The organism is Paracoccus sp. NBH48, assembly GCF_015390265.1.
GTDB classification, from domain to species: domain Bacteria; phylum Pseudomonadota; class Alphaproteobacteria; order Rhodobacterales; family Rhodobacteraceae; genus Paracoccus; species Paracoccus marcusii.
Genome location: NZ_VUOJ01000001.1, coordinates 325611 through 350630, shown reverse-complemented (window position 1 = coordinate 350630; position 25020 = coordinate 325611). Strand labels below are relative to the sequence as shown.

23 protein-coding genes and 2 pseudogenes are annotated in these 25020 nt (G+C 67.8%); 17 read left to right on the top strand and 8 right to left on the bottom strand.

Annotated elements, in window-relative coordinates; all coding sequences use genetic code 11:
• Positions 1-19 precede the first annotated feature (19 nt).
• The 10 genes and pseudogenes from pyrC (at position 20) to F1642_RS01635 (ending at position 9331) form a co-directional block, all read left to right on the top strand.
• Positions 20-1063, top strand: coding sequence for a dihydroorotase (pyrC, locus tag F1642_RS01675; protein ID WP_045999500.1), 1044 nt, complete (start codon positions 20-22; stop codon positions 1061-1063).
• A pseudogene (locus tag F1642_RS01670) lies at positions 1060-1730 on the top strand (orotate phosphoribosyltransferase). The gene pyrC and the pseudogene F1642_RS01670 overlap by 4 nt, the downstream one beginning before the upstream one ends.
• Positions 1731-1826: 96 nt before the next feature.
• A complete protein-coding gene (locus F1642_RS01665) occupies positions 1827-3329 on the top strand; it encodes a replicative DNA helicase (RefSeq protein ID WP_084693681.1) in 1503 nt (500 codons plus the stop codon).
• 4 nt (positions 3330-3333) lie between these two features.
• Positions 3334-3684 carry a DMT family protein gene (locus F1642_RS01660; protein ID WP_045981166.1) on the top strand — a complete coding sequence of 117 codons (351 nt, stop codon included), beginning with the start codon at positions 3334-3336 and terminating at the stop codon, positions 3682-3684.
• A 246-nt stretch (positions 3685-3930) separates the two neighbouring features.
• A complete protein-coding gene (locus F1642_RS01655; protein ID WP_370582741.1) occupies positions 3931-5046 on the top strand; it encodes a multidrug effflux MFS transporter in 1116 nt (371 codons plus the stop codon).
• A 60-nt stretch (positions 5047-5106) separates the two neighbouring features.
• Complete coding sequence (locus F1642_RS01650) at positions 5107-6504, top strand: helix-turn-helix transcriptional regulator (RefSeq protein WP_194885303.1); 1398 nt, start codon at positions 5107-5109, stop codon at positions 6502-6504.
• A gap of 185 nt (positions 6505-6689) precedes the next feature.
• Positions 6690-7373, top strand: a pseudogene (locus tag F1642_RS16235) (DUF5930 domain-containing protein); the annotation flags it as partial.
• Between the two features lie 106 nt (positions 7374-7479).
• Positions 7480-7980, top strand: coding sequence for a M23 family metallopeptidase (locus tag F1642_RS16230; protein WP_370582740.1), 501 nt, complete (start codon positions 7480-7482; stop codon positions 7978-7980).
• A complete protein-coding gene (locus F1642_RS01640) occupies positions 7970-8452 on the top strand; it encodes a polymer-forming cytoskeletal protein (protein WP_194885302.1) in 483 nt (160 codons plus the stop codon). Before F1642_RS16230 ends, F1642_RS01640 begins: the two co-directional genes overlap by 11 nt.
• A gap of 162 nt (positions 8453-8614) precedes the next feature.
• Complete coding sequence (locus tag F1642_RS01635) at positions 8615-9331, top strand: SDR family oxidoreductase (RefSeq protein ID WP_139597759.1); 717 nt, start codon at positions 8615-8617, stop codon at positions 9329-9331.
• On the opposite strand, the gene coaD is transcribed toward F1642_RS01635, so the two are convergent.
• From coaD to F1642_RS01620, 3 genes are all read right to left on the bottom strand, one after another.
• Complete coding sequence (gene coaD, locus F1642_RS01630) at positions 9328-9819, bottom strand: pantetheine-phosphate adenylyltransferase (protein ID WP_045999505.1); 492 nt, start codon at positions 9817-9819, stop codon at positions 9328-9330. The two genes, F1642_RS01635 and coaD, sit on opposite strands and share 4 nt — an antisense overlap.
• 91 nt (positions 9820-9910) lie before the next feature.
• Positions 9911-10372 (bottom strand): CBS domain-containing protein, encoded by a 462-nt coding sequence (locus F1642_RS01625; protein ID WP_194885301.1) that lies wholly within the window; start codon positions 10370-10372, stop codon positions 9911-9913.
• A gap of 55 nt (positions 10373-10427) precedes the next feature.
• Positions 10428-11339, bottom strand: a complete 912-nt coding sequence (locus F1642_RS01620; protein WP_194885300.1) for a LysR family transcriptional regulator — start codon at positions 11337-11339, stop codon at positions 10428-10430.
• 100 nt (positions 11340-11439) lie between these two features.
• On the opposite strand from F1642_RS01620, the gene F1642_RS01615 reads away from it, so the two are divergent.
• The 7 genes from F1642_RS01615 (at position 11440) to F1642_RS01585 (ending at position 18047) form a co-directional block, all read left to right on the top strand.
• Positions 11440-12939, top strand: a complete 1500-nt coding sequence (locus tag F1642_RS01615) for a CoA-acylating methylmalonate-semialdehyde dehydrogenase (RefSeq protein WP_194885299.1) — start codon at positions 11440-11442, stop codon at positions 12937-12939.
• Between the two features lie 117 nt (positions 12940-13056).
• Positions 13057-14187 carry a carboxylate-amine ligase gene (locus F1642_RS01610; protein ID WP_194885298.1) on the top strand — a complete coding sequence of 377 codons (1131 nt, stop codon included), beginning with the start codon at positions 13057-13059 and terminating at the stop codon, positions 14185-14187.
• Positions 14188-14262: 75 nt separating this feature from the next.
• Positions 14263-15408, top strand: coding sequence for an acyl-CoA dehydrogenase family protein (locus F1642_RS01605; RefSeq protein ID WP_194885297.1), 1146 nt, complete (start codon positions 14263-14265; stop codon positions 15406-15408).
• Between the two features lies 1 nt (position 15409).
• Positions 15410-16417: an enoyl-CoA hydratase/isomerase family protein gene (locus F1642_RS01600; RefSeq protein WP_194885296.1), complete on the top strand. Its 1008-nt coding sequence runs from the start codon at positions 15410-15412 to the stop codon at positions 16415-16417.
• Positions 16414-17283: a 3-hydroxyisobutyrate dehydrogenase gene (gene mmsB / locus F1642_RS01595; protein ID WP_045999511.1), complete on the top strand. Its 870-nt coding sequence runs from the start codon at positions 16414-16416 to the stop codon at positions 17281-17283. Before F1642_RS01600 ends, mmsB begins: the two co-directional genes overlap by 4 nt.
• A gap of 81 nt (positions 17284-17364) precedes the next feature.
• The gene (locus tag F1642_RS01590) at positions 17365-17616 is read left to right on the top strand and encodes a hypothetical protein (RefSeq protein ID WP_194885295.1); all 252 of its coding nucleotides are present in this window, start codon (positions 17365-17367) and stop codon (positions 17614-17616) included.
• 98 nt (positions 17617-17714) lie between these two features.
• Positions 17715-18047: an RcnB family protein gene (locus tag F1642_RS01585; protein WP_194885294.1), complete on the top strand. Its 333-nt coding sequence runs from the start codon at positions 17715-17717 to the stop codon at positions 18045-18047.
• Here F1642_RS01585 and recN read toward each other — a convergent pair.
• The 5 genes from recN to ftsA all read right to left on the bottom strand — a co-directional run bounded on the left by recN (position 18044) and on the right by ftsA (position 25017).
• Positions 18044-19690 carry a DNA repair protein RecN gene (gene recN / locus F1642_RS01580; RefSeq protein WP_194885293.1) on the bottom strand — a complete coding sequence of 549 codons (1647 nt, stop codon included), beginning with the start codon at positions 19688-19690 and terminating at the stop codon, positions 18044-18046. The two genes, F1642_RS01585 and recN, sit on opposite strands and share 4 nt — an antisense overlap.
• A gap of 28 nt (positions 19691-19718) precedes the next feature.
• Complete coding sequence (locus F1642_RS01575) at positions 19719-20567, bottom strand: outer membrane protein assembly factor BamD (protein WP_045981149.1); 849 nt, start codon at positions 20565-20567, stop codon at positions 19719-19721.
• A gap of 135 nt (positions 20568-20702) precedes the next feature.
• On the bottom strand, positions 20703-21638 hold the full coding sequence (gene lpxC, locus F1642_RS01570; protein ID WP_045999514.1) for a UDP-3-O-acyl-N-acetylglucosamine deacetylase: 936 nt from the start codon (positions 21636-21638) through the stop codon (positions 20703-20705).
• A 227-nt stretch (positions 21639-21865) separates the two neighbouring features.
• Positions 21866-23461 carry a cell division protein FtsZ gene (gene ftsZ / locus F1642_RS01565; RefSeq protein WP_127898162.1) on the bottom strand — a complete coding sequence of 532 codons (1596 nt, stop codon included), beginning with the start codon at positions 23459-23461 and terminating at the stop codon, positions 21866-21868.
• 221 nt (positions 23462-23682) lie between these two features.
• Positions 23683-25017 carry a cell division protein FtsA gene (ftsA, locus tag F1642_RS01560; RefSeq protein ID WP_045981146.1) on the bottom strand — a complete coding sequence of 445 codons (1335 nt, stop codon included), beginning with the start codon at positions 25015-25017 and terminating at the stop codon, positions 23683-23685.
• Positions 25018-25020 lie beyond the last annotated feature (3 nt).

The window sequence follows — 25020 nt, the reverse complement described above, 5'->3', positions numbered from 1 at the left end:
CGTGGTTAGAGGCAGCCTCATGACACAGACGCTGACCCTTCGCCGCCCGGACGACTGGCACCTGCATCTGCGCGACGGCGCGATGCTGGCCGCGGTCGCGCCGCATTCCGCGCAATTCGGCCGCGCGATCATCATGCCCAATCTGGTGCCGCCGGTCACGACCGGCGCCCAGGCCGCCGCCTATCGCGACCGCATCCGCGCCGCCCTGCCCCAGGGTGCCGCGCTGGACCCGCAGATGGTGCTGTACCTGACCGACGCGACGGACGCGGCCGATGTCGTGGGCGCGTTCCGGGACGGGATCATCCGCGCGGTCAAGCTGTATCCGGCGGGTGCCACCACGAACAGCGCATCGGGCGTGACCGATTTCGACCGCGTCCAGCCCGTGCTGGAGGCGATGGCCGAGGCCGGCGTGACGCTGTGCGTGCACGGAGAGGTCACCGACCCGTCTGTCGATATCTTCGACCGAGAGGCCGTGTTCATCGACACGGTCCTGGACCCGCTGCGCCGCCGCACGCCTGGGCTGCGCGTTGTGATGGAGCATATCACGACCTCGCAGGGCGTCGATTACGCCCGCGCGGGCGGCGACGACCTGGGCGCGACGATCACCACGCATCACCTGGTCATCAACCGCAATGCCATCCTGGCGGGGGGCATCCGGCCGCATTACTACTGCCTGCCGGTCGCGAAACGCGAATCCCACCGCCTGGCGCTGCGCGAGGCCGCGACCAGCGGAGATGCGCGGTTCTTCCTGGGCACCGACAGCGCGCCGCACACGGACGCGGCGAAGCTTCAGCCCTGCGGCTGCGCGGGCTGCTTCACGGCGCCGAACACCATGTCGATCCTGGCGCAGGTGTTCCAGGACGACGGTGCGCTGGACCGGCTGGAGGCCTTCACCAGCCTGAACGGCGCAGCCTTCTATCGCATGGCGCCGAACGAGGACCGCATCACCCTGACGCGCCGCGACACGGCCGTCGACTATCCGGCGCAGATCACTGCGGGCGACGAGACCGTCACCGTCTTCGACCCCGGTTTCCCGCTGTTCTGGCATCTGGAGGACCAATGAGCCTGACCTTCCCCGCGCGCGAGGAGATCGCCCGCCTGACCGCCCGGATGCTGCTGGAAATCAAGGCCGTCGACTTCAACGCGGCCCAGCCCTTCACCTATGCGTCCGGTCTCAAGGGGCCGACCTATGTCGATTGCCGCCGCATCATCAGCTTTCCGCGCGTCCGCGCCACGCTGATGGATTTCATGGCCGCGACGGTCATGCGCGACGCGGGGTTCGAGGCCTTCGACAATGTCGCGGGCGGCGAGACCGCGGCATCCCCTTCGGCGCGCTGGTCGCCGAACGCTTGGGCCTGCCGATGACCTATGTGCGCAAGAAGCCCAAGGGTTACGGCCGCAACGCCCGGATCGAGGGCGTGATGACCGAGGGCCAGCGGGTCCTGCTGGTCGAGGATCTGACCACCGACGGCGGCAGCAAGCTGTCCTTTGTCGACGCGATCCGCGAGACGGGCGCGACCTGCGCCCATACGGCGGTGATCTTCTACTATGGCATCTTTCCGGAGACCACGCAGCGGCTGGCCGATCACGGCGTGGCGCTGCACCACCTGTGCACCTGGTGGGACGTCCTGGCCGAAGCCCGCGCCCAGGGGGCCTTCGACGACGCGACCCTGACCGAGGTCGACGCGTTCCTGACCGACCCCCGCGCCTGGCAGGCGGCAAACGGCTGATCCGGGGTTATCCCCAACAAACTGCGGCCGGCCCCATGACGCGGCCGGCCGCTTCGGTTTAATCTGGACCGCAACCAACGAAGGGGCAGGCAGACCATGAGCACTCTCACCGTCACCAGCGCGCATTTCATCGTTCCCGGACAGGCCGACGGGCCCGAGGACAAGCAGGCCATCCCCTTTTCGCTGGAGGCGGAGCAGCAGTTGCTGGGCGCGCTGCTGACCAACAACGACGTGTTCGACCGGGTCAGCCAGATCATCAAGTCGGACCATTTCTATCACCCGGTCCATGCCCGCATCTTCGACATCTGCGCCGAACGCATCCGCCGCAACGCGCTGGCCAGCCCCGTCACGATCAAGGCCTTCCTTGAGAACGACGACGGCCTGAAGGAACTGGGCGGCCCGGCCTATCTGGCGCGCATGGCAGCGGCGGCGATCAGCGCCTATGCCGCGCGCGACTATGCCCAGATGATCCGCGAATTCGCCCTGCGGCGCGAGTTGATGACCCTGGGCCAGGACATCGCCGCCCGCGCCGCCACCGTCGAGGTCGGCGATGACGCCGAGGAGCAGATCAAGGCCGCGGAACAGACGCTCTACAAGCTGGGCGAGGCCGGGGTGGCCGAACGCGGGTTCCAGTCCTTCCTCAAGGCCGTGACCGGCGCGGTTCAGGTGGCCAACGCCGCCTATCAGCGCGACGGCAAGCTGTCGGGGATTTCCACCGGGCTGATCGACCTGGACGGCAAGATGGGCGGTCTGAACAATTCGGACCTGATCATCCTGGCCGGCCGCCCGTCGATGGGCAAGACCGCGCTGGCGACCAACATCGCCTTCAACATCGCCAAGTCTCACAAGCTGGGCGAAAAGCCCGACGGCACCCAGGGCTCGATCGAGGGCGGCGTCGTGGGCTTCTTCAGCCTCGAGATGTCGGCCGAACAGCTGGCCGCCCGCATCCTGTCCGAGGCCGCCGAGGTGCCATCCGAACGCATCCGCAGCGGCAACATGGACGAGGGCGAATTCCGCCGCTTCGTCGAGGCCGCGCATGCGCTGCAGAACTGCCCGCTGTTCATCGACGACACGCCCGCCCTGCCCATCAACCAGCTGGCCGCCCGCGCCCGCAAGCTGAAGCGCACGCATGGGCTGGACGTGCTGATCGTGGACTACCTTCAGCTCTTGAAGGCCGCGACCGCCAAGGACAGCCGCGTGAACGAGGTGTCCGAGATCACCCAGGGCCTCAAGGCCGTGGCCAAGGAGCTGAACATCCCCGTCATCGCCCTGTCCCAGCTGTCGCGCCAGGTCGAGAACCGCGAGGACAAGCGCCCGCAGCTGTCGGACCTGCGCGAATCCGGCTCGATCGAGCAGGACGCCGACATCGTGATGTTCGTGTTCCGCGAGGAATACTACAAGGAACGCGAAAAGCCCTCGGACAGCGACCTGGACGCGATGGCCCGCTGGCAGCAAGTGATGGAGAACGTCCACGGCAAGGCCGAGGTGATCCTGGGCAAGCAGCGCCACGGCCCCATCGGCACGGTCGAGCTGGCCTTCGAGGGTCAGTTCACCCGCTTCGGCAACCTTGCCCGCGACCGCCAGAGCCAGTGGGACTGATCCGATGACCCTGCCGGTTCCCGTCGCCACGATCGGCCTGCTGCTGGCCTCGAACATCTTCATGACCGTCGCGTGGTACGGTCACCTCAAGTTCAAGACCGCCCCCCTAGTGACGGTGATCTTCATCAGCTGGGGCATCGCCTTCTTCGAATACCTGATGCAGGTGCCCGCGAACCGCATCGGCTACGGCTATTTCAGCGCCGCTCAGCTCAAGACCATCCAGGAGGTCATCAGCCTCTCGGTTTTCGCGATCTTCTCCTGGGTCTATCTGGGCGAGAGGATCGGCTGGCAGCACGGCGTGGGCTTCTCCCTGATCTGCTTGGGCGCCTGGTTCATCTTCCACGACTTCGGCTGATCGCGGGGGTGGCCCGGAGGGGGCGCCGCCCCCGCCGGCGGGGGGTCCGGGGGGCCGGCCCCCCGGCTCGCTGCGCGGGACGCAATCCATCTGGCGCATCCCCCCGCAGCCGCGCTATGGATTTCGCGCGGAGGTTTTGCAGATCGTGCATTCCGCCCTCGAAAGGTCCGACCATGCGCACGCCCCCCCATCTTCTGACCCTCGTCGCCCTGTCCGGGGTGTCCGCGCTGTCGATGAACGTGTTTTTTGCCCTCGCTGCCCGGCATGGCGCGCGATTTCCAGGTCGATTACGGCGTGATGCAGTTGTCGGTCTCGGCCTATATCGGGGCCAGCGCGGTCCTTCAGCTGCTGGGCGGCCCGCTCAGCGACCGCTTTGGCCGCCGGCCCGTGGTCATATGGGGGCTGATCGGCTTCCTGCTGGCCACCGTCGGCACGCTGCTGGCGACCACGGCCACCACCTTCTTGGTCTTCCGGCTGGCGCAGTCGGTCATCACCGTCTGCATGCTGGTCCCGCGCGCCGTGATCCGCGACCTCTATGACGGCGATCGCGCCGCCTCGATGCTGGGCTACGTCACGATGGGCATGGCCGTCGTGCCGATGATGGCCCCCGTCTTCGGCGGCGTCCTGGACGAGCTGTTCGGCTGGCAGGCCAACTTCGCCGTCATGGGCCTTCTGGGCATCGCCGTCCTGGCGCTGGCCTATCGCGACATGGGCGAGACGGTCCGTGGCGGCGGGATGAGCCTGCGCGCCCAGATGGTCAACTATCCAATCCTTGCCCGATCGCATCGGTTCTGGGGCTATTGCCTGGCCGCGACCCTGTCGTCGGGGGCGTTCTTCGCCTATCTGGGCGGCGCACCCTTTGTCGGGGAACAGGTCTTCGGCCTGACCCCCGCCCAGGTGGGCTACTGGTTCGCGGCGCCCTCGATCGGGTATCTGCTGGGCAACTTCCTGTCGGCGCGCTTCTCTCCGGTCATGGGCCTGAACCGGATGATCCTGATCGGTGCGGTCATCTGCCTCGTCGCGCTGTCGGCCGCGCTGCTGGTCGACCTGTCGGGCGTGGTGCACCCGCTTGTCTTCTTCGGCGCCATCGCGCTGATGGGGCTGGGCAACGGCATGGTCCTGCCCAACGCCAATGCCGGCATGATGAGCGTGCGCCCCGAACTGGCCGGGACAGCGTCGGGCCTGGGCGGCGCCTTGGCCGTGGCCGGCGGCGCAGCACTTTCGGCGCTGGCGGGCGCGCTGCTGCAACCGGGCAGCGGCGCCACGCCCCTGCTGGCGATCATGTGCGCCTCCGCCCTGGGCGGGCTGCTGGCCATCACCTGGGTGCTGCGCCGCGAACGTCAGTTGGCCCTGCAGGGCTGAACCTCTTGCCCGACCGCCTTTGCAACCGCTAGAACCGGCTTTGCAAACGGGGGACGGGACGTGGCGACACAAAAGATCTATGCCGGCAGCGCGCTGCGCGAAACCCGCGCCCGGGCCGCCCTGACCCAACGCCGCTTTGCCGAAAAGCTGGGCGTGTCCCTGCCCTATCTGTCCCAGATGGAGAACAACCACCGTCCCATCAGCGCGGGCGTCCTGCTGCGCCTGGCGCAGGAATTCGGCGTCGACCTGACCACCCTGGCCGCGGGCGATGCCGAACGGATGGTCATCGACATGCAGGAGGCTTTGGCCGACCCGCTGTTCGATGCGGCACCCCCTTTGGCCGACCTGCGCCTGGCCGCGACCAATGCCCCGGTGCTGGCACGCGCCTTCCTGGACCTGTACCGCGCCCATCGCGAAGGCCAGGAACGCCTGGCCGCCTTGGACGAGGCGATCGGCGCCGCCAGCCAGAACAGCCTGTCGACGCCATGGGAAGAAGTTCGTGACTTTTTCCACTATTGCGACAACTACATCGACGCCGTCGACCGTGCGGCCGAACGCTTTGCCTGCCCCGACGGGCGGCGGGGCGACCTCTGGGCGATGGCGGTCGCAGCCCTGGCCACCAAGGGCATCCGTGTCCAGCTGACCGAGCTGCCTGCCAACGCGGTCTTCCGTCGCGACGGCGACCGGCTGCTGGTCAATGCCGCGGCCGAGGCGCCGACCCGCCTGTTCCAGCTGCTGCATCTGGTCGCCCTGGAACGCCAGTCCGACCTGCTGGAGGCGACCCTGGATTTGGCGCGCTTTCGCAGCCCCACCGCCCGCCAGATCGCCCGCCTTGGCATGGCCAACTATTTCGCCGGCGCCGCGCTGATGCCCTATCGCGCGTTCATGGCCGCGGCTCAGGCCGAACGCCATGACCTGGAACGGCTGTCGCACTTGTTCGACGCGTCGCTGGAACAGGTCGCGCATCGGCTGTCCACGCTGCAGCGGCCGGGCGCCAAGGGGGTGCCGTTCTTCTTCGTGCGCGTCGATCAGGCGGGCACGATCACCAAGCGCCATTCCGCGACCCGCCTGCAATTCGCCCGCTTTGGCGGTGCATGCCCGCTGTGGAACGTCCACCAAGCGTTCGAGCAGCCAGGCCGCTTCCTGCGCCAGCTGGCAGAGACGCCGGACGGGGTCCGCTACCTGCTGCTGGCACGCGACGTCTCGAAGCATGCAGGCGCCTTCAACGCGCCGGTCCGCCGATTTGCCATCGGGTTGGGGGTCGAGGTCGCGCATGCGGGCGGGCTGGTCTATGCCGACGGGCTGGACCTGACCAAGCCGCGCGCCTATCAGCCCATCGGGATCTCGTGCCGGATCTGCCCGCGCCCGGACTGCCATCAGCGCTCGGTCCCGCCGATCGACCGGCCGCTGCGAATCCCCGCGGATCGCGATGGCCCCCTGCCCTATGAAATCACTTAGGTTTCTCGCCCCCAGGTTGCACGATTGGCGGATCCTTGCCGATAAAGGCAGGGTTCCGCCAATGCGGGGAACCAGACCGTAGGGTCTTGTTGCCAAGAAGGCACAGCTGCTGTTTACCCGTGACCGAACGGAACAACCCGCCGAACTGCTGACAACGGCGTGCCTTCGAGGGACAGTATCTGACAATGACGGTGATGGATCGACTGAACGCGTCGCTGGAAAAGTGGCTGCCGGAGCAACGCCTTTTCCTTCGCTCGGATGATACGACACGCTTTGTCCGCCTGCGCCCCGTGACCCAGATGGTCGGCATCAGCGGCATCACGCTGGTCTTCGGATGGACGCTGGTGGCCAGTTCCTTCCTGGTCATCGACGCCGTCAGCTCGGGCAACACCCGCGAACAGATCCAGCGCAGCCAGGCCGCCTTCGAGGAGCGCCTGGCCGAGCTGCAGGCCGAACGCGACGCCCGCGCCGCCGAGGCGCTGGCCGCGCAGTCGCGCTTTGCCGTGGCGCTGGACCAGGTCTCGCAGATGCAGTCGCAGCTCCTCTCCTCCGAGGAGAGCCGCCGCGAGATGGAGACCGGCCTGGCTGCCGTCCAGTCCACGCTGCGCGACACGCTGGCCGATCGCGACACCGCCGTCGCCGCCGCCGATGCGGGCACGACCCCCGCCCCCGACCGGACCGAGGAATTCTCGGTCGCGCTGGACATCCTGTCGGGAGAGCTGCGCAGTTCGGCCGACCAGCGGTCCGAAGCCGTCGAGGAGGCCGAGGCCGCCAAGCTGACCGCACAGGAGCTGACCGTCGAGCGCGACCAGATCCTGGCCCGCAACGACGAGATCCTGACCCAGCTGGAGGACGCCGTGACCGTGTCCGTGGCCCCCCTGGACGAGGTCTTCCGCAATGTCGGCATGAACCCGGACGAGGTTCTGGCGCACCATCCGCAGCGGCTATTCCGGGCAGGGCGGACCGCTGACGCCGATGTCCTATTCGACCCGCGGCAACGCGGCGCTGACCGACACCGAACTGAAGGCCCGCCAGATCATCGTCACGCTGGACCAGATGAACACCTATCGCATCGCGATCGAGAAGCTGCCGCTGGCCATGCCGGTCACCGACAACTTCCGCTATACCTCGGGCTTCGGCCGCCGGTGGGGTCGCATGCACGAGGGCATCGACATGGCCGGTCCCGTCGGCACGCCGATCCACGTCACGGGCGACGGGGTCGTGACCTTTGCCGGGCGCAGCGGCGCCTACGGCAACCTGATCAAGATCCGCCACGAGCTGGGCACCGAGACCCGCTATGCCCACCTGAGCCGCATCCATGTAAAAGTTGGCGATCGGGTGTCGCAAGGCGACCGGATCGGTGATATGGGGAATACCGGACGCTCGACCGGGCCGCATCTGCATTACGAAGTGCGCATGAACGGTCGGGCCGTGGACCCGATGAGCTTCATCAAGGCAGCAGACAATGTTCAGTAAGACCCGCGTGACCGAGACCCGCCCGACCCCCGACGCAGCCCCGCAGGCGGCCCCCGTCGCGCCCGAGCGCAGCACCCCCGAGGCGCAGGCACCGGCCGCCGCACCCCGTGCGCGCGTGGCACCCTCGATTTTGTCGGCCGACCTGACGGTGACGGGCAACATCAAGACGCAGGGCGACATCCAGATCGAGGGCACGGTCGAAGGCGACATCCGCGCCCATCAGCTGACCATCGGCGAAACCGCCACCATCAAGGGCGAAATCGTCGGCGACGACGTCATCGTCAACGGTCGCGTCATCGGTCGCGTGCGCGGCCTCAAGGTCCGCCTGACCGCCACCGCGCGGGTCGAGGGCGACATCATCCACAAGACCATCGCCATCGAATCGGGCGCCCATTTCGAGGGTTCGGTCCAGCGCCAGGAAGACCCGCTGAACAACGGCGGCACCAAGAAGCTGGCCCCGCCGACCGAGTGATCGGCCCCTGCCACCCGTCCCGACAAGGCCCGCGTTTCGCGGGCCTTTTTCATGGATTGCGGTCCCCCTGCGATGCGGGTCCAATGCGCGCGAACCGCGGAACGGCGACGGGTGCCCATGCGGGCGGGCCCGTCACGGGATAGGCGATCACGGGAGAAAATGATGAAAAGCATTCTGATCACGGGCGCCGGCAGCGGCATCGGGCAGGCCACGGCGCGGCTGTTCCTGGACCGCGGCTGGCGCGTGGGGCTGGTCGGGCGCAGGCCCGAACCCCTGCACCAGACCGCCGACGGGCATGACGGCGCGCTGGTCCTGCCCTGCGACATCACCGACGACGCCGCGGTCGAGGCGGCATTCGCGCAGGCCGTCCGCAGCTGGGGCCGCCTGGATGTCCTGTTCAACAATGCCGGACGCGCCGCCCCGCTGGCCGATCCCGACCATCTGTCGCCGGACGATTTCCGTGACGTGATTGCGACCAATGTGACGGGCATGTTCCTCTGCGCGCGCGCGGCCTTTGCGGCAATGCGGGCGCAGTCGCCCCAGGGCGGGCGGATCATCAACAACGGCTCGGTCGCGGCCCATGCGCCGCGGGCGGGGTCGGTCGCCTATACGATGTCCAAGCATGCCGTGACCGGCCTGACGCGCAGCCTGTCGCTGGACGGGCGCGCGGTGAACATCGCCTGCGGCCAGATCGACGTGGGCAATGCCGCGACGCAGTTGCTGCGCGAGGCCGCCGCCCGCGATCCCGATGCCGAACCGGTGATCGACGTCGCCACCGTGGCCGATGCCGTCTGGCACATGGCCACGCTGCCCCAGGGCGCGAATGTTCAGTTCATGACGCTGATGGCGACCAACATGCCCTTCATCGGGCGCGGCTAGCCATAGCGGCGCAGCAGCGCGTCCGCGACCGGGGGGGTGACGAATTTCGACACGTCCCCGCCCAAGCGCGCGATCTCCTTGACCAGCTTGGAGGCGATGGCCTGGCGCCGGGCGTCGGCCATCATGAAGACGGTCTCGATGCTGCTGTCCAGGGCACGGTTCATGCCGACCATCTGGAATTCGTATTCGAAATCGGCCACCGCGCGCAGGCCGCGCACGATGATGCTGGCGCCCACGTCGCGGGCACAGTCGATCAGCAGGTTCTCGAACGGGTGGACGACGATCTCTCCGCCGGTCTTGGCGACGATGGCGTCGCATTCGGCCTGAACCATGGCCACGCGCGCCTCCAGGTCGAACAGCGGGCCCTTGTCGCGGTTGATCGCGACGCCGATCACCAGACGGTCGACCAGCGCCATCGCGCGCTGGATGATGTCGATATGTCCAAGCGTGATCGGATCGAAGGTTCCGGGATAAAGGCCGATGCGCATGGATGTCGCGTCCTTGGGGTCATGGTCCTGACCCCAAGGCAAACCGCATTTGACCCCGGATTGCAAGATCGTGAACGGCTGCGACGATGCGTCAGCTGCCCATGATCATCCCGGTCAGGGCTTCCTTTTCGGCCGCCAGCTCCTTCAGGCGCCCGCTGACCGCATCACCGATCGAGATCACGCCCAGCATGTCGCCCTGACCGTCCACCACCGGCATGTGGCGGAACCGCCCCTGGGTCATGCGCTCCAGGATGGTCAGCGCGTCCTCTCCGGTGGTGCAGGTCTGGACCTGGGTGGTCATCACGCCGCTGACGGGCTGGGACAGCACTTCGGGTCCGTGCTTGCCCAGCTGACGGACGATGTCGCGTTCGGACAGGATGCCTTCGGGCCTCCGGCCATCGGTAGACACGACCACCGCGCCGATGCGCTTTTCGGCCAGCAGCGTCGCGGCCTCGCCCAGGGTGGTGGTCGGCGCGATGGTCACGATCGTCGCGGAATCGATCCACGGCTTGGCATTGTCGGACTTCATCGACAGCAACTGTTTGACCAGCATCACGGGCCTCCCTCGGACTTGTTCCCCTTCATCATTTTCGCCAAATCGGTTCGCGTCAAGTGCGACCATCGGGGGCCGCGGAAAGCTGCCCCTCCAGTCGGGCGACCTCGGTGCGGATGCCTTGGGCCACCGCCTCGGCCAGCAGGGTCAGCCGGCGCGAGGCGCGGTCGTCGGCATGCCGGATCAGCCAGAAGCTGCGTTTCAGCGCGATGCGTCCGGTCAGCACGCGGCGCACCCCCGGGGCAAAGGGGATCGCGAAATCATGCACGATGCCAAGGCCCGCCCCGGCGCGCACGGCCTGCATCTGGACCGCCACGGAATTGCTGCTGATCTGGGCCGCCTCGAACCCAGTCGCGGACAGATAGTCCAGCTCGCGGTCGAAGATCATGTCGGGGATATAGCTGATCATCCGATGTCCGCGCAAATCCTCCAGCCGGTCCAGCGGCGGGTGGCGCGACAGGTAATCGTCATGCCCCGCCAGGTGCAGGTGATAGTCGACAAGCCGCTGGACCATCAGCCGCCCCGTGTCGGGCGGCGACACGGCGATGGCCATGTCGGCCTCGCGCCGGGTCAGGTTCACGACGCGCGGCAGGGCCACGATCTGAATCTCCAGCCCCGGATGGGCGGCGCACAGGTCGCGCGCGACCTGCGGCAGCAGATAGTTCGCGCAGCCGTCGGGCGCCCCGATGCGCAGCTGTCCCGACAGGCCTGCATCCCCGCTGACGGCCTCGGCGGCGGCGGTGGCGGCGCGTTCGGCGGCCTCGGCCGGGGCCATCAGGCGCGACCCTTCGGCGGTCAGCTGATAGCCCCCCGGTGTCTTGAGAAACAGCGCCGCCCCGACCGACGCCTCCAGCCGCGCGATGCGGCGGCCGACGGTCGATGCGTCCATCGCCAGCCTGCGCCCGGCGCCCGACAGGCTCTCGGCCCGTGCGACGGCCAGAAAGATGCGCAGATCATCCCAATCCATCGCCGTCCTTTGCAAAAACGCAAAACCCTTTTGCCAGCATTCCCCTTTCTTCCGCAAATCCGCAAGACTAGGCTGCGCCCAACAGTTGCAGGAGGACGCGATGAAAGAGATACATCACTGGATCGACGGCAAGGAATACAAGGGCACCTCTGGCCGGTTTTCCGACGTCTACAACCCCGCCACGGGCGAGGTTCAGGCCCGCCTGTCGCTGATCACCAAGGCCGAGATGGACGACGCCATCGCCCGCGCCGCCAAGGCCCAGATCGCATGGGGCGCCACCAATCCGCAGCGCCGCGCCCGCGTGATGATGGCCTTTGTCGGCCTGATCAACCGCGACATGGACAAGCTGGCCGAGGCCCTGTCCAGCGAACACGGCAAGACCTTTCCCGACGCCAAGGGCGACATCCAGCGCGGGCTGGAGGTGATCGAGTTCTGCATAGGCGCGCCGCATCTGCTGAAGGGCGAGTTCACCGACAGCGCCGGCCCCGGCATCGACATGTATTCCATGCGCCAGCCCCTGGGCGTGGTCGCGGGCATCACGCCCTTCAACTTTCCGGCCATGATCCCGCTGTGGAAGATGGGCCCGGCGCTCTCCGCCGGCAACGCGATGATCCTGAAACCCTCCGAGCGTGACCCCTCGGTGCCGCTGATGCTGGCCAAGCTGCTGCAGGAGGCGGGCCTGCCCGACGGCGTGCTGCAGGTGGTGAACGGCGACAAGGAATCGGTCGACGCGATCCTGGACAGCGAGGTCATCCAGGCCGTGGGCTTTGTCGGCTCGACCCCGATCGCGCAGTACATCTATGAACGCGCCGCCGCGACCGGCAAGCGCGCGCAGTGCTTCGGCGGTGCCAAGAACCACATGATCATCATGCCCGACGCCGACTTGGACCAGGCCGCGGATGCGCTGGTCGGCGCGGGCTACGGCGCGGCAGGCGAACGCTGCATGGCGATCTCGGTCGCGGTGCCGGTGGGCGAGAAGACCGCCGACGCGCTGATCGAGAAGCTGATCCCCCGGATCGAGAAGCTGAAGGTCGGTCCCTGGACCGCCGGCAACGACATCGACTACGGCCCGGTCGTGACCAAGGCCGCCAAGGAGAACATCCTGCGCCTGGTGCAGTCGGGCGTGGATCAGGGCGCCGACCTAGTCGTCGACGGCCGCAACTTCAATCTGCAGGGCTATGAGGACGGCTTCTTCGTCGGCCCCCACCTCTTCGACCGCGTAACCCCGGACATGGACATCTACAAGACCGAGATCTTCGGCCCGGTCCTCTCCACCGTCCGCGCCGCAACCTATGAGGATGCGATCAAGCTGGCGCTCGACCACGAATACGGCAACGGCACCGCGATCTATACCCGCGACGGCGATACGGCGCGCGACTTCGCGAACCGCATCAACATCGGCATGGTGGGCATCAACGTGCCGATCCCGGTGCCGCTGGCCTATCACACCTTCGGCGGCTGGAAGAAATCGGGCTTCGGCGACCTGAACCAGCACGGCCCCGATGCGTTCCGCTTCTATACGCGGACCAAGACCGTGACGGCGCGCTGGCCGTCGGGGATCAAGGAAGGCGGAGAGTTCAACTTCAAGGCCATGGACTGACGCCGGAGCCAGTCCTCCCGATGCGGGGGGCGCTGCGCGGGGGGTCCGGGGGGCAGCCAGCCCCCCAGCACCTCGCGGGACGCAAGCCCGGCGCGTCGTGGCAACCAGGACGGACCCATGACGACTGATCCCGACTTCACCCTGGGCATCGAGGAGGAATATCTCCTCGTCGACGCCGACACACTACAACTGGCCGCGGCGCCCGAGGCGCTGATGCAGGCGCTCACGGTCGATCTGGGCGAGCAGGTCAGCCCCGAATTCCTGCGCTGCCAGGTCGAGATCGGCACCCCGGTCAGCGCCGACATCCGCGCCGCGGGCGATCACCTGCGCCACCTGCGCGGCACCGTTGCCCGGTGCGCCGCGGAACATGGGCTGGCGCCCATCTCGGCGTCGTGCCATCCGCAGGCCGACTGGCGCGAACAAGATCATACCGACAAGGACCGCTACAATCAGCTGTCGCGCGACATGGGCGGCGTGGCGCGGCGCATGCTGATCTGCGGCATGCATGTCCATGTGGGCATACCCGACCCTGCGCAGCGCATCGACCTGATGAACCAGCTGGCCTATTTCCTGCCGCATCTGCTGGCCTTGTCTGCCTCCAGCCCCTTCTGGATGGGCGAGGATTCGGGCCTTGCCTCGTACCGCACCACGGTCTTCGGCGACATGCCCCGCACCGGCCTGCCGCCGCAGATGGGCAGCTGGGACGAGTTCGAACGCTCGGTCCAGGCCCTGACCGACCTGGGCATCATCGAGGACAGCAGCAAGATCTGGTGGGACCTGCGCCCCAGCAGCAAATACCCCACGCTGGAAACCCGCATCTGCGACGCCTGCCCGCGGATCGAGGATGCGTTGACCCTGGCCGCGCTGATCCAGACCACCTTGCGCATGTTGTGGCGCCTGTCGCGCGGCAATCAGCGCTGGCGGCAGTACGAGCCCTTCCTGCTGGCCGAGAACCGCTGGCGCGCGCTGCGCTATGGTACCACCGAGGGGCTGATCGATTTCGGCGCGGGGCGGATCATCCCGTTCGACCAGATCGCCGACGACTGGCTGGGCCTGATTGCGCAGGATGCCGACGCGCTGGACTGTCAGCCCCATGTGGCCCGCCTGCGAGACATGGTGGCGCATGGCACCGCGGCCGAGGCGCAGCGCGCCGTCCATGCCCGCGCCCGTCAGGCCGGGGCCGACCGCGACGACGCGCTGCGCGCCGTCACCCGCCATCTGGTGCAGGAGTTCACCCGCGACCTGTAACCGCTTGCAACACTGTCGCAACATCTGGCAATTAAACAGCTGTTCAATTCACACCGGTCCGGGGAGGGGCTGCCGATGGATTTCGCACTGACCGAGGAACAGCAGGCCATCTTCGACATGGCCCGCGATTTCGGGGCCGACCGCATCGCGCCCCATGCGCAGGACTGGGAACGTCAGGGCACCATCCCGCGCGACCTCTGGCCCGACGTGGCGGCCCTGGGCCTGGGCGGCATCTTCGTCTCCGAGGATCACGGCGGCACGGGGCTGTCCCGCCTGGACGGCACGCTGGTCTTCGAGGCGCTGTCGATGGCCTGCCCCTCGGTCGCGTCGTTCCTGTCGATCCACAACATGTGCGGCGGCATGATCGACAAGTTCGGCAGCGATCAGGCCCGCGACCGCTGGCTGCCCGACCTGTGTTCGATGACCCGCATCTTCAGCTATTGCCTGACCGAACCGGGCTCCGGCTCGGATGCAGCGGCGCTGCGCACCCGCGCGGACCGCGACGATCAGGGCTGGCGGCTGAATGGGACCAAGGCCTTCATCAGCGGCGGCGGCTATAGCGACGTCTATGTCGCCATGGTCCGCAGCGGCGGCGACGGCCCCAAGGGCATCAGCACCGTCATCGTCGAGAACGGCACGCCGGGCCTCTCCTTCGGGGGGCTTGAGGACAAGATGGGCTGGCGGTCCCAGCCCACGACCCAGGTCCAGTTCGACGACTGCATCCTGCCCGCCGACAACCTGCTGGGCGAGGAAGGCCGCGGCTTCAGCTATGCCATGGCCGGGCTGGACGGGGGGCGCCTGAACATCGCCGCCGCCGCACTGGGCGGTGCGCAATCGGCGCTGGACCGGACGCTGGCCTATATGGGCGACCGCAAAGCCTTCGGCAAATCGCTGGACCAGTTCCAGGCGCTGCAGTTCCGGCTGGCCGAAATGGAGACCGCCCTGCAATCGGCACGCATCTTCCTGCGCCAGGCGGCGTGGAAGCTGGATCAGGGCGCGCCGGATGCCACCAAGTTTTGCGCCATGGCGAAACTGCACGTCACCGACCGCGCCTTCGAGGTCGCCAACCAATGCCTGCAGCTGCACGGCGGCTATGGCTATCTGGCCGATTACGGGATCGAGAAGATCGTGCGCGACCTGCGCGTCCACCAGATCCTGGAGGGCACGAACGAGATCATGCGCCTGATCATCAGCCGCGCCCTGTTGGCGGAAAGGGCCTGACATGGACGACCTTACCACCCGCACCGCCGGGCGCGCCGGGCGCATCACCTTCACCCGGCCCAAGGCGCTGAACGCCCTGACCCATGCCATGGCCCGCGCCATCCACGACGCTTTGGACGGCTGGCGCGACGATCCTGCGGTCGCGCTGGTCATCATCGATGCCGATGGTGACCGCGCCTTCTGCGCCGGGGGCGACATCGCCGCCGTCTACCATGCGGGCCGCGCGGGCGATCACCAGGTCGGGCGCGACTTCTTTCGCGACGAATACCGCATGAATGCGGCCATCGCCGATTTTCCCAAGCCCATCGTGGCTTTCATGCAAGGGTTCGTCATGGGCGGCGGCGTGGGGGTGGGCGGTCATGCCAGCCACCGGATCGTCGGCGACACGACGCGCATCGCGATGCCCGAAAGCGGCATCGGCCTGATCCCCGACGTGGGCGGCACCTGGCTGCTGGGTCGCGCGCCGGGGCGGATCGGTGAATACCTGGCGATGACCGGGGGTCGGATGACGGCAGGCGACGCGATCCATGCCGGCTTTGCGGACATGTATATTCCCGAAGCGGACTGGCCGGGCCTGATCGCCATGCTGGAGGACAGCGGCGACGTGACCGGCCTGCGCGGCCACCCTGCCCCCGCGGCGACGCTGGACCGGCGCGACCTGTCCGCCTTTGGTGGCCGCACCCTGGCCGATATCACCGCCGCGTTGCAGGAGGCGGGCGACGACGAATCGCTGGAGGCGCTGCGGCGCAATTCGCCGCTGTCGATGGCGGCGGGGCTGGCGATGGTGCGTGCGGCCCGCGGCGACGACTGCATGCAGCAGTCGCTGTCGCGCGAATACCGCTTTACCGCCCGCGCCACGGCCGAAAGCGATTTCCTGGAGGGCGTGCGCGCCCAGATCATCGACAAGGATCGCAAGCCCGTCTGGCGCCGGGACGCGTCCGATGACACGCTGCGCGCGATGCTGGCCCCGCTCGGGGATGACGAACTGCAATGGGAGACTGCAGAATGAAGATCGGCTTCATCGGACTGGGCAATATGGGCGCGCCCATGGCCGCCAACCTGGCCGCCGCGGGCCATCAGGTCACGGGTTTCGACACCGCAGCCCCCGCCCCTGCGGGCGTGACCCTCGCCGCCAGCGCGACCGAGGCGGTGTCGGGCGCGGATGTGGTCTTCACCATGCTGCCCAATGGCCAGATCCTGCGCGACGTGGCCGGCCAGATAATCCCCGCCATGCAGCAGGGCGCGGTCCTGTGCGACTGCTCCACCGTCGACGTGGACAGCGCGCGCGCCGTGGCGCAAGCGGCCCGCGCAGCGGGGCTGGGTGCGCTGGACGCGCCCGTCTCGGGCGGCACCGGCGGCGCACAGGCCGGCACGCTGACCTTCATGGTGGGTGGCGCCGAAGCCGATTTCGCCACCGTCCAGCCGCTGTTCGCGGTCATGGGCCAGAAGGCCGTCCATTGCGGCGACAGCGGCGCGGGACAGGCGGCCAAGATCTGCAACAACATGATCCTGGGCGTCACCATGATCGCCACCTGCGAAGCCTTTGCCTTGGCCGACAAGCTGGGGCTGGACCGCCAGAAGATGTTCGACGTCGTGTCGACCAGTTCGGGCTATAGCTGGTCGATGAACGCCTATTGCCCGGCGCCGGGCGTGGGCCCTGTCAGCCCTGCGGACAACGGCTACAAGCCCGGCTTTGCCGCCGAACTGATGCTCAAGGATCTTGGCCTGTCCCAACAGGCGGCCGAATCGGTCGGCGCGCAGACCCCGATGGGGGCGTTGGCGCATCAACAATATGACGACTTCGTCACCCGCGAAGACGGCCGGGGCCAGGATTTTTCGGCCATGCTGCCCCGATTTACGGCGCGGAACGGTTGATCGGAACGGGTTGTTAACCCCTGCCGTGGTGATATGCGGTGGCGAGCCTGCGAACGGGGTGCAGCCATCATGGACCGGATCTTGCGACGTCTTTCCTCCGCCCTGCTGATCGGCGCATGCGCGCTGGTCCCTCAGAGCGGCTTTGCCCAGCAGCGCCCCACCGTCGGTGAGGTGCCGGCGCCCGAGCAGGTTCGCCAGATCGAAAAGCCCGGCGCCGTGGGCCTTGGGCCGCAGCTGCCGGGCAGCGTCTATGCCGTCGTATCGGGCCATCTGGTCCGCATCCAGATCGGCAGCGGCAAGATCCTGTCGATCCTGCGGCCCCTGCCCGACTGAACGTAGCAGTTCCGCATCGGCATGCCTGCCATGCGGCGTCGCAGCGGAACCCGTCAGGCAATCCCGGGTTGACCCGTTGTAACTGATCCGAGGATATGATGACGCCGCTGCACCCCCTTGCCGCCGTGGCGGCCGGGACAATGCTCGGCCTCGCCGCCCTGACCGCCCCCAACACCACGCCGACCCGTGGCCTGCAGGCTGTGCCGTCATGTACGACGGAATGTCTGGGCGGGCATGCGACCATGCCGATGGTCGGTGACAGTGTTCCCGAGGACCAACTGCATCGTGTCAGCGCGCCGGGCCGCTATGGCCTGTCTCAGGCGCCCGATGGCGACAGCTATGCCGTGGTCGGTGGCCATCTGGTACGGATCGATTCAGATGACGGGCGTATCCTGTCGGTGCTGCGACCCGCACCGCGGATTCTGGACTAACCGTCCAACAAGGCGCGCGCAGCCTCGGTCGCAGCGTCGGTGACACGGTCGCCCGATAGCATGCGCGCGATCTCGGCCACGCGGTCGGGTTGGGGCAGCGGCGTGACGGTGGAGGTGGTCATCCCGTCCGTCACCGATTTCGACACACGGAAATGCACCGCGCCCAAGGCCGCGACCTGCGGCGAATGGGTGATGACCAGCACCTGCGCACCATCCGCAAGATTCTGCAGACGGCGACCGACGGCATCGGCCGTGGCCCCGCCGACCCCGCGATCGATCTCGTCGAAGATCATGACCAGCGCGTCGTTCCCCCGCGCCAGGCAGACCTTCAGCGCCAGCAGAAAGCGGGACAGTTCGCCACCGGAGGCGATCTTGTCCAGCGGTCCCGACGGCGCGCCCGGGTTGGTCGCCACCGTGAACGCCACGGTATCGCGCCCGTCCGGCCCGGGTTCGGCGGGCGACACGACGGTGCGAAAGACCGCACGTTCCATCTTCAGCGGCACAAGTTCGGCGGTCACGGCGCGGTCCAACCGGGTCGCGGCCTCGGTCCGGGCGGCGGTCAGCGCATCGGCCGCGGCATCATAGTCCGCCTGAGCGTCCCGCGCGGCACGGCGCAGGTCGCCCATCCGCGCCTCGCTGGCGTCCAGACGCTCCAGTCGGTCGCGCAGTTGCTGCGCCAGCCCGGCCAGATCGTCGGGCAGGATGTCATGCTTTCGCGCCAAGGCACGCAGTGCGAACAGACGCTCCTCGGTCGATTCCAGCGCGTGCGGATCGAAATCCAGCGCGGCCAGCGTGTCCTCGACCCCGCGGGTGGCCTCGCCCAGCTCGATCAGCGCACGTGACAGGGCGGCCAGGGGCTCGTCCAGTCGACCTTCGGCCTGCTCGGATGCGCCCTCCAACCAGCGCGCGGCGTCGACCATCGCGCCTTCGGCACCGTCTCCCGCCAGCATCTGCAGAGCGCGCGCCACGTCATCCCGAATGCGCTCTGCGCCCTGCATGGCGCGGCGCGCGATATCCAGGCGCTGTTCCTCGCCGGGTTCGGGGGCCAGCTTGTCCAGTTCCGCCACGGCGTGGCGCAGGAACTCTTCCTCCTGCCGGGCGGCGGCCAACGCGGCCTCGGCCTCGGCCAGTGCCCGGTCCGCATCGCGCCGTGCGGCCCAGGTCCGGCGGACCGCCGACAGGTCCATCGCGCCGAACGCGTCCAGCAGGGTGCGATGCCCGCGCGGATTCAACAGCCCGCGGTCGTCATGCTGCCCGTGCAGCTCGACCAGGACCTCGGACAGCTGCCGCAGAACCTCGCCCGACACCCGGCGGTCATTGACCCAGCCCGTCTTGCGCCCGTCCAGCGTGTTCACGCGGCGCAGGATCAGTTCGTCGTCATCGATCGTGATCCCGGCCTCGGCCAGCAGGGCGCGGGCGGGATGAACCTCCGGCAGGTCGAACACCGCCTGAACCTCGCCCTGCGCCGCCCCCTGGCGGACCAATTCGGCGCGGCTGCGCCAGCCCAGGACGAACCCCAGGCAATCCAGGAGGATGGACTTGCCCGCGCCGGTCTCTCCGGTCAGCACGTTCAGGCCGGGGCCGAACGACAGCTCCAGCCGGTCGATCAACAGCATGTCGCGGATGTCCAGCGATCTCAGCATGGGCCACGGCCCCTGCGCACGGCCTGCATTACAGCCAGCGTCCCTGGATGGTCTGGCGATAGACGTTGGTCAGCCAGCTGTCACCGCGCACCTCGGCCGACAGGCCGCGGCCGCGCAGCTGCCGGAACGCGTCGTCATAGAAGGGCGAGGACTGGAAGTTGTGTCCCAGGATGGCGCCCGCCGTCTGCGCCTCGTCCAGCAGTCCAAGGGCCAGATAGGCCTCGACCAAACGCAGCAGCGCCTCGGGGGTCTGGGTGGTCGTCTGGAACTCCTCGACCACCACACGGAACCGGTTCACCGACGCTGCGTAATGCCCCTGCTTCAGGTAGTAACGCCCGATCTCCATTTCCTTGGCGGCCAGGTGATCGAACGCCAAGTCGAATTTCAGGATCGAACTGCGGGCATATTCGCTGTCGGGATACTGCTCGATCACCGTCCGCAGCCCCTGCAGTGCCTGGAAGGTCAGGCCCTGATCACGCCCGACGTCGTCGATCTGATCGTAATAGGACAGCGCCAGCAGATACTGCGCATAGGCGGCATCCTCATCGGTCGGATAGGTGTCCAGGAACCGCTGCGCCGCGCCGCGGGCCTCTTCGTAATTGCCTGCCTTGTGGTTGCCATAGGCTTGCATGATCAGCGCGCGCTTGGCCCATTCGGAATAGGGATACAGCCGCTCGATCTCGCTGAAATAGACGACGGCATCCTCGGGATCGCCGCTGTTCTCCAGCTCGAACTCGCCCCGCTTGTAGATTTCCTCGGCCGTAAAGCGGTCCAGATTCTGCTTTTGCGCCGCGTCCCGGTTGCCGCCGCAGCCAGTCAGGACAACGCCCGCCAGCACCGCAGCCACCACCGAAGCCGAGATTTTCGAGCCCGCCATCTTTATCCTGCCCTACGATTTGCCGATGCGCTGCCCGCGTACGGGCGGCACTGCCGGGATCCTCTAGCACAGAACATCAGGGGGCGCAAAATGGCAATCCGTTGAATTCGGCCAAGGTCCCGGCGCCCCGCGCCGTCACTCGGCCGCAAAGGCCGCGGCAAGTTCGGGGCGTGCATAGTCGGCGACACCCGCACCCGGCAGGCGGCCTTCCAGCTCGGGCGTGCACCGCTCCCAAGTCCATGCGGTGGGGTCGGCGAACAGCGCCCGCAGCAGGCGGTTGGTCATCGCGTGGCCCGCGCGGTGGCCGGTATAGCGCGCCAGCAGCGGCGCACCGGCCAGCGCCAGATCGCCGGTGGCGTCCAGCATCTTGTGGCGCACGGCCTCGTCCGCGTGACGCAGACCGCCCGGCGACAGGACGCGCCCGCCATCCACCACGACCGCGTTCAGATAGGTCCCGCCCAGGGCCAGACCGTTGCGGCGCATCGCCTCGACATCCGACGCGCGGCAGAAGGTGCGGCTGTCGGCCAGTTCGCGCAGGAACGCGCCATTGGCCATGTCCAGACGCTTTTCCTGATGCCCGATTGCGGCGTCGGTAAAGTCGATCTCGAAATCGATCTCAAGGTGGTCGGCGGGCGACAGGCGGGCAAAGGCCTCGCCCTCGCGGACCTCGACCGTGCGCAGGACGCGGATCGCGCGCAGCGGTGCGGCCTGACGCGCGATGCCGGTGTCCAAGATCGCGTCCACGAAGGGCGCGGCCGAACCGTCCAGGATCGGAATTTCGGGCCCATCGACGGTGATCAGCGCGTTGTGGATACCCGTGCCGGCCAGCGCAGCCATCACATGCTCGACCGTCGAGAGGGTCACACCCAAACCGTTGTCCAGCAGCGTGCACAGCTTGGACGGCGTCACATGGTCCCACAATGCCGGAATGTCGACCGCAGGCGACAGGTCGGTGCGGCGAAAGACGATCCCGTGGCCGGGCCGTGCGGGATGCATGACCAGACGCGCGGGCGCACCGGAGTGAAGCCCGACGCCCTGCAATGTCACCGTGTCTTTCAGCGTCGCCTGCATGATCTGCCTGCCTTCGGATTCGTCGTGGGGCGCACTTGCCCCTTCTGTCACTCCAGCTAGGTCCGGCAGTGAACGCATTCAATTAACGTTTTGTAACGGGGTGAAACATTCCCCTGCCCTGCCCTGCAACCCGATGGCCGTTTTCGCCCAAGAGGTTGACCGGCAAAGGGAAAGGGCCGCTTTGCAGCGGCCCTTGCAACCAGTGGATGTGCCGGTTTCGTGATCCGTCAGTTGGCCTGACGGCGCAGGAAAGCCGGGATCTCGACATTGTCCTTGCCGTTTGAGTCGGGGCTGGCCAGATCGTCGAAGTCGGTGTCGTGCTGACGGGCGCGGACGGCGACGCGGTCGTTCACACGCTCGGCGATCGAGGATGCGGCCGGCTTGGCGCCGCCAGGCTGGTCGTTGCCATGGCCTGCCATGCGCTCCAGCATGCGGCCCAGACCGCTCATCCGGCTGGTGGCGGGCTGTGCAGGCTGCTGCTGCGGCTGTGCGGGGACGCGACCGTGGTTGTCCACGGCGCGGCGCAGGCGGTCCATCACCTCGGGTGCGGGCTGGCCGGCACGCGGGGACTGCGGCGCACGGGGCGCGACAAAGGCCGACGCGTCGTCGTCGATGCGCACGGCGTTCTGGCGGGCGCTGTCCTTCGGCTGATAGGCCGGCTGCGGCATGTCGTCCTCGGCGCGCGGGTCGTGGCGCGGGGCCTCGACACGGGCCGTCTCGGCAGAGGATGCGATCGGGGGCGCCACGCGGCGCGCCGGGATCGCCGGCTGCTCCTCGGCGGCGGCACCGACCTGCGGGTTCTGGGTCAGCGGTGCGGCCATGCCGCGGCGGGGCGAGGGAACCTCGGCCACCGCGACGGCGGCGTCGATGCCGGTCGCCACGACCGAAACGCGGATCGTGCCGTCCATGTCGGGGTCCAGGGTCGAACCGACGATGATGTTGGCATCGGCATCCACCTTGTCGCGGATGACGTTGGCCGCCTCGTCCAGTTCGAACAGGGTCATGTCATAGCCGCCGGTGATGTTGATCAGCACGCCGCGCGCGCCGTTAAGGCTGATCTCGTCCAGCAGCGGGTTTGCGATGGCACGCTCGGCGGCTTCCTGGGCGCGGTTCTCGCCCGAGGCCTCGCCGGTGCCCATCATGGCCTTGCCCATCTCGTCCATCACCGATCGCACGTCGGCAAAGTCCAGGTTGATCAGGCCAGGCTTGACCATCAGGTCGGTCACGCCCTTGACGCCCTGGTACAGCACATCGTCGGCCAGCGCGAAGGCGTCGGTGAACGTGGTCTTTTCGTTGGCCAGCCGGAACAGGTTCTGGTTCGGAATGATGATCAGCGTGTCCACGACCTTCTGCAGGGCCTCGACGCCCTCCTCGGCCTGGCGCATCCGCTTGGTGCCCTCGAACTGGAAGGGCTTGGTCACCACGCCGACGGTCAGGATGCCCATCTCGCGCGCGGCCTGCGCGATGATCGGGGCCGCACCGGTGCCGGTGCCGCCGCCCATGCCCGCGGTGATGAAGCACATATGCGCGCCCATCAGGTGATCGACGATGTCCTCGATCGTCTCCTCGGCGGCCTTGGCGCCGATCGTGGGCTTGGCGCCCGCGCCCAGACCCTCGGTGACCTTGGGCCCGATCTGGATGCGCGAGGTCGCACGCGACTGCTGCAGCGCCTGCGCGTCGGTGTTGGCGACCACGAACTCGACCCCGTCGAGCTGCTTCTGAATCATGTTGTTGACGGCGTTGCCACCTGCGCCACCGACACCGAAGACGGTGATGCGCGGCTTCAGCTCTTCTTCGTCATTCATCATCAGATTGAGGTTCATGGTGTCCGCCTGTTACCGCTGCTGCATTGGGGAGGCGGGTGTACCGCTCGAATCCCGTTTCTTAATGGTTACCGTAACAATTGGCACCAGTTCCGTCACCCGAAAAAGCCGGGCGTTTCGCAAAATCTGGAGGGGCTACCCTTGAAATAGGCGGCATCTTGCCATGTCTTCCGAATGTGGTGGGAAAACCCTTGCCACCCCCCAGAACCAAGGTGGTGCAATCACCAGTTGTTCTTGAACCAGCGATAGGCGCGACGCAGGCTGCGCGCGGGATAGCGGTCGGCCGGCATCTCGAAATCCCACCATTCATCCTGCGGATGTGCTGCGAACAGCGCCAGGCCGACGGCGCTGGAAAAGCTGGGATCGGTCAGCTGATGGGCCAGACCGTCGATGCGCAGCGGCCGCCCGCAGCGCACGTTCGGACCCAGGATGCGCGTCGCCAGACCGTCCAGGCCTGGGATCTGGCTGCCGCCCCCGGTCAGCACGATCTGCTGGCTGGGCATCCAGTCGAACCCGGCCGCATCCAGCACCTCGCGGACATGCTCCAGCATTTCCTCGACGCGGGGGCGCATCACGCCGATCACGTCGGCGCGGCTGACCTGGCGGCGGTCCGCCTCCCAGTCCCCGGTCTCTCCGCCGACCTCGATCATGTCGCGGTCGTCGCGGCCCGTCGCCTCGACGCCCCCGTTCAGCGTCTTCAGGCGCTCTGCCACGGGCAGGCTGACGCGCAGACCCTGGGCGATGTCCTGGGTGATCAGGTTGCCGCCGATGGGCACGTGATCGGAAAAGATCATGTGCTTCTTGACGAAGATCGACACGCCGGTGCCGCCACCGCCGAAATCGACGCAGGCCGCGCCCAGCTCCTGCTCATCCTCGACCAGCGACGCGCGGGCCGAGGCATAGGGCGCTGAGGCGATCCCCGCCAGTTCAAGATCACAGCGGCGGATGCACTGGACCAGGTTGCCGATGGAATCGCCGTCCACGGTCAGCACATGCATGTCGCAGAACAGCTTGTTGCCCAGATGGTCGCGCGGGTCGGCCAGGTTGCTGCGGTTGTCGACCGCGAAATTCACCGGCTGCGCGTGCAGCACCTCGCGGCCGCGGCCGAAATCGGGCGCGTCGCAGGCGGCCAGCACGGAAGCCACGTCATGTTCGCCGACCTTGCCGGATTCCAGCACGATCTCTCCGGCCAGGCCATACGAGGCCGGCCGGCCGCCCGACAGGCAGGCGATGACGTGATCGACACGCACGCCCGCGACCTTCTGCGCGGCGGCGACGACCGTGCGGATCGCGCGCTCGGTCTCGGCCATGGTCTCGATCTCGCCGCGGCGCATCCCGCGCGACCGGGTCGATGCCGCGCCGATCACGCGGAAATTGACCTGCCCCGCCATCGGGCCCACGCCGTCGGTTTCCCGGAAGGTGCCATTGCCGTCGATGCGCAGGACAAGGCAGGCGATCTTGGACGTGCCGATGTCCAGGATGCCGATCACGCCCCGCTGCAGGGCCGCCCGGCGGATGTTACGCATCGCGCGTTGCGTCTGATACAGGTCCACCATTCC